The sequence below is a fragment of the Pseudomonas sp. R1-6 genome (assembly GCF_051132115.1).
Taxonomy (GTDB): domain Bacteria; phylum Pseudomonadota; class Gammaproteobacteria; order Pseudomonadales; family Pseudomonadaceae; genus Aquipseudomonas.
In genome coordinates this window covers 5020535-5033536 of sequence record NZ_CP071662.1, presented here as the reverse complement: position 1 = coordinate 5033536, position 13002 = coordinate 5020535, and the positions used below count along the sequence as shown (strand labels likewise).

The following is a 13002-nucleotide window of genomic DNA, read 5'->3' as shown; positions in this document are numbered from 1 at the left end:
GAAAAGCCGCTGCAAGCTATAAGCGGCTGTCAGACCAGCGGACCGCGCGGGTAGCGCTTGAGCTTCTCGACGAGCTCTGCGCCGGGGATCGGCCGGTCGAAGAGGTAGCCTTGGCCGACGTCACAGCGGTGGCGCCGCAGGAAGGCGAGCTGCTGGGCGGTCTCGATGCCTTCGGCCACGACCTTGAGCTTCAGATTGTGGGCCATGGCAATCACCGCGGAGGTGATCTCCATGTCGTCCTGGTTGTCCGGGATTTCATGGATAAAGCTGCGATCGATCTTGATGATGTCGATCGGGAATTTCTTCAGGTAGCTCAGGGATGAATAACCGGTGCCGAAGTCATCCATCGCCAGGGTCAGGCCCAGGCGCTTGAGCTGGTCGAGTTGCAGGTGGGTGTCTTCGGTGGCTTCGAGCAGCAGGCCTTCGGTCAGTTCAAGTTCCAGCAGCCGCGCGGGCAATTGTTCTTCCTTGAGGATGCTGGCGATCGAGGCCACCAGGTCCGGGTCGGAAAACTGCTTGGGCGACAGGTTGATCGCCACTTGCAGATTGCCCAGGCCAGCCGCGGTCAGCTGTTTGCTCATGCGGCAGGCCTGGCGGGCGATCCATTTGCCGATGGGGATGATCAGGCCGGTTTCCTCGGCCACGCTGATGAACTGGTCAGGACGGATCATGCCTTTTTCCGGATGATTCCAGCGCAGCAGCGCTTCCATGCCCAGCAAGCGACCGCTGCGCAGACACAGCTTGGGCTGGTAGAACACGTCCAGTTCGTTCTGGGTCAAGGCGCGTCGAAGGTTGTTTTCCACGAACAGCTTGTAGCTGGCCTCGGCGTTCAGCGCCTCGGTGAACACCTGGACCTGGTGCTTGCCGTTGGCCTTGGCCTTGTGCAGGGCGAGGCCGGCGTTGCGCATGAGGGTCTGCGGGTCGCGGCCATGCAAAGGCGCGCAGGCCAGGCCCACGGAGCCGGTCACGCTGATCAACTGGTTATCGACGAACATCGGCTTGTCGAGCGTCATCAGCAGCTGGCTGGCGATCTGTTGGCCGGCCTCAAGGTCGGTGTCGTCCAGCAGCACCGCAAATTCGTTACTGGCGAAGCGCGCCAGGCTGCCGCTGGAGCTCAGGCTATTGCGCAGGCGCCGGGCCAGGCTGATCAGCAGTTTGTCGCCGGTCTGATGGCCGAGGCTGTCGTTGATGCGCTTGAAGTTGTCGATGTCCACCAGCAGCAGGCTAATGGGCGAATTGCTGTCGCGGGCGAAGCGTTCATCCAGGTTGCGGATAAAAGCCGGACGGTTGCCCAGATTGGTCAGGTTGTCGGTGTACGCCAGGCGTTCGATGCGCTGCTGGGCCAGTTTGGTCTGGGTGATGTCTTCGTAGATGCCGATGTAGTGGGTCAGCTCGCGGTTGTCGCCATAGACCTTGGAGATCGACAACTGGCCCCAGTAGGGTTCGAGGTTCTTGCGTCGGCTCTTGAATTCGCCCTGCCAGCTGTTGCTCTGGGCCAGGGCCGATGGCGCATCGAACAGCAGTTCGCTGAGGTTCTCCAGGGCCGGCAGTTCCGAGAGGCGCTGGCCGTGGACTTCTTCGGTGGTGTACTGGGTGATGGCGGTGAAGCTTGGGTTGACGTACTCCACCACACCGTCGCAATTGACCAGCAGGAACGCGTTGGCGCTCTGTTCCACGGCGCGCTGGAACAGGTGCAGGGCGCTGGTGGCGGTGCGGCGGTTGTGGTTGTTGATGACCTGGGCGAATTGGTCGGCCAGTTCGCCGGCGAAGGCGATTTCGTCCGACTGCCAGGCGCGGGTCGCGCCTACTTGCTCCAGGCAGAGCACCCCGACGACTTGCCCGTCGATACGGATGCTGGCGTCGAGGATGGCATTGACGTCCCGGGCCCGGAGGTTCTCGGCCAATTCCCGCGTGCGAGGGTCGCGCATCGCGTTATGGGCATCGATGGCGCGGCAGGTCTGCAACGCTTCCATGTAGTCTGGAAATTCGCTGGCGTTGATCACCTTTGGCAGGAAATGTTCCTGGGAGGCGCGATTATAGGCGGAGATCGGTACCAGCTTGCCGTCCTCCAGATTCCAGATGCTCGCGCAATCGATCTGGTAGATGTCACACGCGCTGCGCGTAATCAGCTCGGCGGCTTCTTGCAGGGATTTGTTGGCGCTGTAGCGCTGGCGAGTCAACAACAGGATCAGGTCTTGCTGGGCGCGGACCCGGTCCAGGTGCTGGAGTTGCTCCTGCTGCGCGCGTTGATTCAATTCCAGGGCGATCTGGAGCCTGGAGTTCTGGGTTTCCAGGTCCACGGCCGGCATGGATGGCCCGTCCTGCAGCAGGTCGTCCACCACCATCAGATAGCCGCGCAGCAGATGGCGATTGTGCTGCCTGTAGGCTTCACCGGTCTCCAGCAGGTTCATCGGCCCTTTGGCGGTGTGCAGTGTGTAGCGGATCAGATAGTGGGACGCCTGGGCCAACTGCTGTTGGATCGCGTCATGCAACTGATAGCGCGCTTCAGGCTCCATCAGGCTGGCGAAGGGAGAGCTGACCAGCGAGCAAAGCTCAACGGCCGGCAGGCCGAAGTAGCGTTCGCAGTTTGGATCGAGGAACAGCAACGCCCAGCTTGCTTCATTCAGCCGTTCGAAACGCAGCATACCGAGCCGCGAGGGCACCGGTAACTGCGTCACTACCTCGGCCGCCATACGACTGGCGGCATCGGGTTGGCTTTTCATGGGGAGACTCGCTTCGAAAATGCTGATCGCGCCGGGCTGACGCCCTCGTTATTACGGATTGCCGCAAGGTTGCATCATTGCGGCACTGGCTGACAAGAGACATGAAGGCCAAGTGCTATAAACCTTTTATCGGCCGACGAGGGGATTTCTCCAGTTGTCGGCCGATCAGAGGTGTTCCCTGGGCTACGCAAGCTCAGCGCAACGGTATGTCGACGACCTCCAATGGGTCTCCGTCACGGTCATGAAACGTCACTTGAACGCTCTGGGCCGTGACTTTCAGCTGGGCAAAGTTGTCCTGGCTGATCACCTTGCCGGTCAGCTCGTATTGATACTCACCGCTTGGAGCCCGAGCCATGGGTTTGCCGGGAATAAAAGTCGAGGCATTGGCGTAAGGCAACAGCCTGCTGTTGCAAAATGGCGACGAGACGACTGTGTGGATTTGGAAGTCAGGATCCTGGCTGTGGGTCAGCATGCTCGTCAGGGAACCGTGCACGTCACCAGAGACGAAGATCACATTCTTGATCCGATGGCTGCGGATGGTTTCAAGCAAGCGTAGCCGTTGCTCTGGAAACGCTTGCCAGGCATCCCCTGCGTTGAATTTGCGGTCGGGGTAGAACATGACACCGGTGACGACGAATTTGACCCGGTAGGGGCTGTCGATCAGCCATGTCAGCAGCGAATGTTCCTGTTCTTCATCCAGGATGCGCCGGTTGTTTGCCGACAGGTTGCGTCGAGTCCGGCTGTCGGTAACGAACCATCCTGTATTGCCATGGGCAAATGTATACCAGTAGCGAGTGAGTGCCCTTAACGTGCCGTCATCCAGAAGTTCATGGGCCGGGCTGTGACTGGCTTGATAAAGCTCGTAAGTATCAAGAGCGTTTGTATAGAGAGTTTCGTCTTGGTGATTCTTCTTGGCGGGCCAGTTGTCCTTTATTTCATGATCGTCGAGCATCATGTAAGTCGGCACGCTGGACATCAGTTTTTTAATATGGGGTTGGGAAAAGGCAGTTCGGTACTTGAATAACATGTCCTTGAGGTTGCGGTCCGGCGCAATGAAATTCAGGTCGTCGAGATACACTTGGTCGCCGGTCATCACTACTGCGCTGATGGGTGGGTTGGCTCGCTCCACGATTCGGTTGATACCCGCGAATGTGCGATCCCCCCGTTCCGGTGTCGCCGGGACACCCGCGATAATGCGCAGGTATCGACACGAGCCGACGATATAGCTGCGTGGGGCGTCGGTCTCGCTAGAGGGCGTGCGCAACTGGTAAATCTCCTTGGGCCACTGCAGCGGCAGCTCCAGTATGGTCTCTGGAGTGTGCGCCGGGCTCAATGTGCTTTTCCAGCCGGCCTGGTATTCATAGAAGGTGTCGGGCTCAAGGCCTTTCAATACGATGACACCGGCTAAGTCGCGATAAGAAACCAGTCGGATGAACTGTCCCCTGGACCAGGCCGTGTCGCCTTTTCGGCGGTAGCGGATACCGGCGAATAAAGGATTGTCGGTGTTCCCATCGCCTCGTAGAAAGATACGAGCGTGGTGGGTTGTCGTGTGGCCAATAATAGGGCCAACCGTTGGCTTTAACATGTTCGAATCCATTCGAAGTTTATATTTTCGTCAGCGCCAAAGTTGTTGGGCGCGTTGGATTCATGCTAAAGCCGCAAGCAGGTTAAATATCGGTAGGGCAGGGGGCGGTAGTTGTGGGCAACGACTACCAGAGCAAGTAGTCTTTTATGCGCAAGGGGGTAGGAAAAACCGTTAGTGAAATACGGTTTTAGCCCGAGCAAAAAAAGCCCCGCCAAACGGGCGGGGTTGAGGTACGAGCGTGGCGCTCGGAAAACAGCAGTCAAACGGCCCTCCGCAAGGGAGGGCCGTTCGGTATTACAGCAGGATGGTGCGGATGTCGCCCAGCAGGTCACTCAAGCGCTTGGTGAAGCGCGCTGCGGCGGCGCCGTTGATCACGCGGTGATCGTAGGACAGCGACAGTGGCAGCATCAGCTTCGGCTGGAAGGCTTTACCGTCCCAGACTGGCTGGATGGTGGCCTTGGAAACACCCAGGATCGCCACTTCCGGCGCGTTGACGATCGGCGTGAAGCCGGTGCCGCCAATGTGGCCGAGGCTGGAGATGGTGAAGCAGGCGCCCTGCATGTCGTCGGCGGTGAGCTTCTTGTTCCGGGCTTTTTCGGCCAGGGCAGCGGCTTCGCCAGCCAGTTGCAGAAGGCTCTTCTGGTCGACGTTGCGGATGACCGGTACCAGCAGGCCTTCCGGGGTGTCGACGGCAAAGCCGATGTGCACGTATTTCTTGCGGATCACAGCCTTGCCGCTTGGGGCCAGGGAGCTGTTGAAGTCCGGCAGTTCCTTGAGCAGGTGCGCGCAGGCCTTGAGCAGCAGCGGCAAGACCGTCAGTTTCACGCCGGCCTTTTCCGCCACGGCTTTCTGCGCAACGCGGAAAGCTTCCAGCTCGGTGATGTCAGCCTGGTCGAACTGAGTCACGTGCGGGATGTTCAGCCAGCTGCGGTGTAGGCTCGACGCGCCGATCTGCATCAGGCGAGTCATGGCCACTTCTTCGGTTTCGCCGAAGCGGCTGAAGTCCACCGCCGGGATCGGCGGGATGCCCGCGCCGCCGGTGGCGCCTTCGGCCGGTGCGTTCTTGGCCTTCTGCATCATGGCCTTGACGTAGGCTTGCACGTCTTCCTTGAGCACACGACCGTGAGGGCCGCTCGGGCCTACGGCGGACAGCTCGACACCGAACTCACGGGCCAGCTGACGCACCGCAGGGCCAGCGTGCACCTTGGCACCGCTAGGCGCAGGCGCCGCGGCGACAGGGGCAGGAGCCGCTTCGGCCTTGGCGGCGGGGGCGGCGGCTGGCGCTGGCGCTGGGGCGGCTTCGGCCTTGGCGGCAGGCGCAGCAGCCGGGGCTGGCGCGGCAGGCGCCGAGGCACCGGCCACTTTCAGCTTCAGGATCAGGTCACCGGTGCCGACTTCGTCTTCCAGCTTGATCTCGACGCTTTCCACCACACCGGCGGCCGGCGATGGGATTTCCATGCTGGCCTTGTCGGATTCCAGGGTGATCAGCGACTGGTCGGCTTCGACGGTGTCGCCGGCCTTGACCAGTACTTCGATGATCTTGGCCTTGCCCGACGAACCGATGTCCGGGACATGGATGTCCTGAACGGTGGCGGCGGCAGGCGCAGCGGCCGGAGCTGGAGCTGGAGCTGGAGCCGCTTCGGGAGCGGGCGCAGCGGCAGGCTTTTCAGCCGCCGCCGGGGCAGCAGCAGGGGCGGCCGCTTCAGGCGCCGCGGCGGCGCCCTCGACTTCCAGCTCCAGCAACTCGTCGCCTTCCTTCAGGCGATCGCCCAGCTTCACTTTCAGGCTCTTGATGACACCGGCTTTCGGCGCAGGCACTTCCATGCTGGCCTTGTCCGATTCAAGCGTCAGGATGCTCTGGTCGGCTTCGATGCGGTCGCCGACCTTCACAAACAGTTCAATTACTTCACCTTCACCGCTGCCGATGTCAGGTACGCGAATGAGTTCGCTCACGAAAATTCTCCTCAGCAGTCCAGTGGGTTGCGTTTTTCCGGATCGATGCCGAACTTGGCGATGGCTTCGGCCACCACTTTAGGTTCGATATCGCCGCGGTCAGCCAGGGCTTCCAAGGCTGCCAACACAACGAACTTACGGTCGACTTCGAAGAAGTGACGCAGCTTCTTGCGGCTGTCGCTACGGCCGAAACCGTCGGTGCCCAGCACTTTGAATTCCTTGGAAGGGACCCACTGGCGGATCTGTTCGGCGAACAGCTTCATGTAGTCGGTAGAGGCGATGACCGGACCTTTGCGGCCGTTCAGGCACTCTTCGACGTAGCTCAGCTTTGGCTTCTGGCCAGGGTGCAGGCGGTTGCTGCGCTCCACGGCCAGGCCGTCGCGACGCAGTTCGTTGAAGCTGGTGACGCTCCAGACGTCGGCGCCGACGTTGAACTCTTCACGCAGGATCTTCGCCGCTTCACGCACTTCGCGCAGGATGGTGCCGGAGCCCATCAGCTGGACGTGGTGCGCCGCTTCGCGGGTGTCTTCTTCGAGCAGGTACATGCCCTTGACGATGCCTGCCTCGACACCGGCCGGCATGGCTGGCTGCTGGTAGGACTCGTTCATCACGGTGATGTAGTAGAAGACGTCCTGTTGCTCTTCGGTCATCTTCTTCATGCCGTCCTGGATGATCACCGCCAGCTCGTAGCCGTAGGTCGGATCATAGGTGCGGCAGTTCGGGATGGTCCCGGCCAGCATGTGGCTGTGGCCGTCTTCGTGCTGCAGGCCTTCACCGTTGAGGGTGGTCCGGCCGGCGGTGCCGCCGATCAGGAAGCCACGGGTACGGCTGTCGCCAGCGGCCCAGGCCAGGTCGCCGATACGCTGGAAGCCGAACATCGAGTAGAAGATGTAGAACGGCAGCATCGGCTGGTTGTGGCTGGAATACGAAGTACCGGCGGCAATGAAGGAGCTCATGGCGCCCGCTTCGTTGATGCCTTCCTCGAGGATCTGGCCCTTCTTGTCTTCCTTGTAGAACATCACCTGGTCTTTATCGACTGGCTCGTAGAGCTGGCCGACGGACGAGTAGATGCCCAACTGGCGGAACATGCCTTCCATGCCGAAGGTACGGGCCTCGTCCGGGATGATCGGGACGATGCGCGAGCCGATTTCCTTGTCCTTGACCAGTTGCGCCAGGATCCGCACGAAAGCCATGGTGGTGGAGATTTCGCGGTCGCCCGAGCCGTCCAGGATGGCCTTGAGGGTATCGAGTGGCGGCGTCGGGATGCTGAAGCTCTTGGCGCGACGCTGCGGCACGAAACCACCCAGGGCGGCGCGGCGCTCGGCCAGGTAACGGGCTTCGGCGCTGCCTTCTTCCGGCTTGAAGAACGGCAGGTTTTCCAGTTCGCTGTCCTTGACCGGGATGTCGAAGCGGTCACGGAACAGCTTCAGGCTCTCGACGTCGACCTTCTTGGTGTTGTGCGCGGTGTTCTTCGCTTCGCCGGCACCGGTGCCATAACCCTTGATGGTCTTGGCCAGGATGACGGTCGGTTGCTCTTTGTGATTGACCGCCTGATGGTACGCCGCGTAGACCTTGTACGGGTCGTGGCCGCCACGGTTGAGCTTCCAGATCTCGTCGTCGGACAGGTCGGCAACCATCGCCTTGAGTTCAGGCGAGTTGAAGAAGTGCTCACGGACGAACGCGCCGTCCTTGGCCTTGTAGTTCTGGTACTCGCCGTCGATGACTTCGTCCATGCGGCGTTGCAGGATGCCGTCGACGTCCTTGGCCAGCAGTGGGTCCCAGAAACGGCCCCAGATGACTTTGTTGACGTTCCACTGGGCACCACGGAACACGCCTTCGAGTTCCTGGATGATCTTGGCGTTGCCGCGAACCGGGCCGTCGAGGCGCTGCAGGTTGCAGTTGATGACGAAGATCAGGTTGTCCAGCTTCTCGCGGCCGGCCAGGGAGATCGCACCCAGGGATTCCGGCTCGTCGCACTCACCGTCACCCATGAAGCACCAGACTTTCTGCTTGCCTGGCTGGATGAAGCCACGGGCTTCGAGATACTTCATGAAGCGCGCCTGGTAGATCGCCTGGATCGGGCCCAGGCCCATGGAAACGGTCGGGAACTGCCAGAAATCAGGCATCAGCCAAGGGTGCGGGTACGAGGACAGGCCGTTGCCGTCCACTTCCTGGCGGAAGTTGTTCATTTGGTCTTCGGTGATGCGGCCTTCCATGAACGCACGGGCGTAGACGCCTGGCGATGCGTGACCCTGGAAGTAGATCAGGTCGCCGCCATGTTCGTCGGTCGGGGCCTGGAAGAAGTAGTTGAAGCCGATGTCATACAGCGTCGCACTGGAGGCGAAGCTAGAGATGTGACCGCCCAGGTCAGAATCTTTCAGGTTGGTACGCATGACCATGGCCAACGCGTTCCAGCGCACCAGCGAGCGAATGCGGCGTTCCATGAACAGGTCGCCAGGCATGCGTGCTTCGTGGGTGACAGGGATCGTGTTGCGGTATGGCGTGGTGATGGCGTAGGGCAGTTGCGAACCGCTGCGGGTTGCGAGTTCACCCATACGGGTCATCAGATAATGAGCACGGTCTTCGCCTTCTTTGTCGAGAACCGATTCCAGGGCGTCCAGCCATTCCTGGGTTTCGACGGGATCGAGGTCTTGCATGGCTTGCTCCAGGGCGGAAAGGCTACCAGAATCGGTTGCCTGAGTTTGCGACTGGCCTTGTGGGCAGACGATATAAATTCTTGGATTGCCGAAGGTTGTCTCGGCGGCGTGTAGTTTTACTACAAATCGTTGGCCGTTTCAGCCTTTCGAATGTATAGACGAGTAGTAAAACTACACATGAGCGGCTTATGGCCCCTCGTTTCGTTGTGAGAATAATCGTTACTGTTGGTCATTAGCCAACTCGAACAGGTAAAAACTTGATGCCGGCTGCCAATAAAACCAGAAAATCAGCTATTTATCATCTTTGTTCGACAGTCGATCAGGTAGTGGCATTCGAAAAAATACTACATCCAGCCTTTCCCGCGCCGATCAAGGATAGACCATGAGCCTGCCCTCGCTTGCCGAAATACCGGCGATTCTCCAGTCATTGGTCAGTCGGGCCGAGCAGTCGTTCCGCGCGGCGGTCGCCACTCTGGACGACGACCATGGGCTCTCTGCCTGGACGCCGCAGCGCTGGGCCGAGTTCAATCGCGTCGTCGCGGCCAGCGACTTTGTCATCGAGCAAAGTGTACGAGACCCGTCGATGCTATTGGAGCTGGTGCACAGCGGCGAGCTGGACCGCAGCCTGGCCCCCGGTGAAATGTGCGCGCAGATCGGCGCCGCCGTCCAGGCCGCCGAAACCGAAGATGAGTTGGGTCGCGTGCTGCGTCGCCAGCGCACCCGCCAGCAGGTGCGCATCATTTGGCGTGACCTGACCCGCCAGGCGGACCTGGTCCAGACCTGTCGCGATCTCTCGGACATGGCCGACACCTGCATCGACCAGGCCTATCGATGGTTGTACCAACGCCTGAGCCAGCAATTGGGGATACCCACCGGCCGGCGCAGTGGCGAGCCGCAGCAGATGGTCATCCTAGGCATGGGCAAGCTAGGCGCCGTCGAGCTGAACCTGTCGTCGGACATCGACCTTATCTTCGCCTATCCCGAAGGCGGCGAAACCGTCGGCGCGAAGCGGCCGCTGGATAACCAGGAATTTTTCATCCGCCTTGGCCAGCGCCTGATCAAGGCCCTCGATCCGATGACCGTCGATGGCTTTGTATTTCGTGTCGACATGCGTCTGCGTCCCTATGGCTCGGCCGGCGCGCTGGTGCTGAGCTTCAATGCCCTGGAGCAGTATTACCAGGACCAGGGGCGCGACTGGGAACGCTACGCGATGATCAAGGCGCGGGTGGTGGCGGGCGACCAGGTGGCCGGCGCGCAACTGCTCGACATGCTGCGCCCGTTCGTCTATCGCCGTTACCTGGATTTTTCCGCCATCGAAGCGTTGCGCACCATGAAGCAGTTGATCCAGCAGGAGGTGCGGCGCAAGGGCATGGCCGACAACATCAAGCTGGGTTCGGGCGGCATCCGCGAGGTGGAATTCATCGCCCAGGCGTTCCAGTTGATCCATGGCGGTCGCGACCTGAGCTTGCAGCAACGACCGTTGTTGAAGGTGCTTGGCACATTGGAGGGCCAGGGCTACCTGCCGTCCAAGGTGATCGACGAGTTGCGCCAGGGTTATGAGTTCCTGCGTTACACCGAACATGCGATCCAGGCCATTGCCGACCGCCAGACGCAGATGCTGCCGGACACTGCGCAGGATCAGGCGCGCATTGCGTTCATGCTGGGCTTCGCCGACTGGTCGGCGTTCCATGAACAGCTGATGCATTGGCGTGGGCGCGTGGCATGGCATTTCGGCCAGGTCATCGCCGATCCGGACGAAGAAGAGGGCAGCGAAGGCGAAGTCGCGGTGGGTGGAGAATGGCTGCCGCTGTGGGAAGACAGCCAGGATGAGGAAGCGGCGTGTCGCCAGTTGGAGGCGGGCGGTTTCACCGATGCGTCCAAGGCGCTGAGGGCCTTGGCTGCCTTGCGCGCCAGCCCGCAATTGCGCGCGATGCAACGTTTGGGGCGCGAGCGCCTGGATGCATTCATTCCGCGCCTGTTGGCTCAGGCGGTGGAGCACGCCAATCCGGACCTGGTGCTGGAACGGGTATTGCCATTGGTTGAAGCCGTGGCCCGCCGTTCGGCTTATCTGGTGCTGCTGACCGAGAACCCTGGCGCGTTGCGGCGTTTGCTGACGTTGTGTGCGGCGAGCCCATGGATTGCCGAGCAGATCACCCGTTTTCCGCTGTTGCTCGATGAATTGCTCAACGAAGGCCGTTTGTTCAAGCCGCCGTTGGCGCCTGAGCTGGCGGCGGAATTGCGCGAGCGGCTGACGCGCATCCCCGAGGACGATCTCGAACAACAGATGGAAGCCTTGCGGCATTTCAAACTGGCCCACCGCCTGCGCGTCGCTGCCTCGGAAATCGCCGGCAGCCTGCCGTTGATGAAAGTCAGCGACTACCTGACGTGGCTGGCCGAAGCCATCCTCGAGCAGGTGCTGGCCCTGGCCTGGCGCCAGACAGTCGCCAAGCATGGCGTACCGTTGCGCACCGATGGGAGCCCGTGCGATCCGGGGTTCATCATTGTCGGTTATGGGAAAGTCGGTGGCCTGGAATTGGGGCATGGTTCCGACCTGGACCTGGTGTTCATCCACGATGGCGACCCGCAGGCTGAAACCGACGGCCCGAAACCCATCGACGGCGCTCAATTCTTCACCCGGCTTGGCCAGCGGATCATTCACTTGTTGACGGCCCAGACGAACTCCGGGCAGTTGTATGAAGTGGACATGCGTCTGCGGCCGTCCGGGGCGTCGGGCTTGCTGGTCAGTTCCCTGGGGGCGTTTGCCCGCTATCAGGAAAACGAAGCCTGGACCTGGGAGCATCAGGCGTTGGTGCGTGCGCGAGTGCTGGTGGGCAGCCAGGACGTCGGCCAGGCGTTCGAAAAAGTCCGCGCCCAGGTGTTGGGACGCACCCGTGATTTGCCGACGCTGCGCCAGGAAGTCAGCGAGATGCGCGCCAAGATGCGCGACAACCTTGGCAGCAAGGCCACCGCCGCCGGGACCGCGCCGAATGCCTTCGAAGCCACGGCGCCCTTTGACCTCAAGCAGGACGCCGGAGGTATCGTCGATATTGAATTTATGGTGCAATACGCGGCCCTGGCCTGGTCCGAGGCGTACCCTTCACTGGTGCGCTACACCGATAACATCCGCATCCTGGACGGATTGCAGGAGGTCGGATTGATGCCTGCCGAGGATGCCACGCTGTTGCGCGAAGCCTACAAGGCCTACCGCTCCGCCGCCCACCGCCAGGCCTTGCAGAAAGACACTGGGGTGATAGCAGGCGACCAGTTCGTGGATGAGCGTCGACAGGTGATGCGGATCTGGCGAGAGCTGGGGCTGAGTTGAAGGATTGAATGTAGGAGCGAGCCTGCTCGCGATAGCGGTGTGTCAGGCGACATCGACGTTGGATGTGCTGGCCCCATCGCGAGCAGGCTCGCTCCCACAGTTGATTGGCGGTGCCGCACGGTATTGGATACTTGTGCGCAACCCCTGTGGGAGCGAGCCTGCTCGCGATAGCGGTGGGTCAGGCGACATCGACGGTGGATGTGCTGGCCCCATCGCGAGCAGGCTCGCTCCCACAGTTGATTGGCGGTGCTGCACGGTATTGGATACTTGTGCGCAACCCCTGTGGGAGCGAGCCTGCTCGCGATAGCGGTGGGTCAGGCGACATCGACGTTGGATGTGCTGGCCCCATCGCGAGCAAGCTCGCTCCCACAGTTGATTGGCGGTGCTGCACGGTATTGGATACTTGTGCGCAACCCTTGTGGGAGCGAGCTTGCTCGCGATAGCGGTAGGTCAGGCGACATCGACGTTGGATGTGCTGCCCCATCGCGAGCAAGCTCGCTCCCACAGTTGATTGGCGGTGCCGCACGGTATTGGATACTTACGCGGAACCCCTGTGGGAGCGAGCCTGCTCGCGATAGCGGTAGGTCAGACAACATCGACGTTGGATGTGCTGGCCCCATCGCGAGCAAGCTCGCTCCCACAGTTGATTGGCGGTGCTGCACGGTATTGGATACTTATGCGGAACCCCTGTGGGAGCGAGCCTGCTCGCGATAGCGGTAGGTCAGACAACATCGACGTTGGATGTGCTGGCCCCATCGCGAG

The 13002-nt window shown here is 61.1% G+C and carries 5 protein-coding genes; 1 reads left to right on the top strand and 4 read right to left on the bottom strand.

Annotated elements, in window-relative coordinates:
• Window positions 1-29: 29 nt before the first annotated feature.
• The 4 genes from J3P81_RS22600 to aceE all read right to left on the bottom strand — a co-directional run bounded on the left by J3P81_RS22600 (window position 30) and on the right by aceE (window position 8918).
• Entirely contained in the window at window positions 30-2723 is a 2694-nt protein-coding gene (locus J3P81_RS22600) for an EAL domain-containing protein (protein WP_420766137.1), read from the bottom strand.
• Window positions 2724-2916: 193 nt separating this feature from the next.
• Window positions 2917-4308 (bottom strand): alkaline phosphatase D family protein, encoded by a 1392-nt coding sequence (locus tag J3P81_RS22595; protein WP_434561018.1) that lies wholly within the window; start codon window positions 4306-4308, stop codon window positions 2917-2919.
• 294 nt (window positions 4309-4602) lie between these two features.
• Window positions 4603-6261 carry a dihydrolipoyllysine-residue acetyltransferase gene (gene aceF / locus J3P81_RS22590; protein WP_434561016.1) on the bottom strand — a complete coding sequence of 553 codons (1659 nt, stop codon included), beginning with the start codon at window positions 6259-6261 and terminating at the stop codon, window positions 4603-4605.
• Window positions 6262-6272: 11 nt separating this feature from the next.
• Window positions 6273-8918: a pyruvate dehydrogenase (acetyl-transferring), homodimeric type gene (aceE, locus tag J3P81_RS22585; protein WP_420766140.1), complete on the bottom strand. Its 2646-nt coding sequence runs from the start codon at window positions 8916-8918 to the stop codon at window positions 6273-6275.
• A gap of 382 nt (window positions 8919-9300) precedes the next feature.
• On the opposite strand from aceE, the gene glnE reads away from it, so the two are divergent.
• Window positions 9301-12240: a bifunctional [glutamate--ammonia ligase]-adenylyl-L-tyrosine phosphorylase/[glutamate--ammonia-ligase] adenylyltransferase gene (gene glnE, locus J3P81_RS22580; protein WP_420766141.1), complete on the top strand. Its 2940-nt coding sequence runs from the start codon at window positions 9301-9303 to the stop codon at window positions 12238-12240.
• Window positions 12241-13002: the final 762 nt, after the last annotated feature.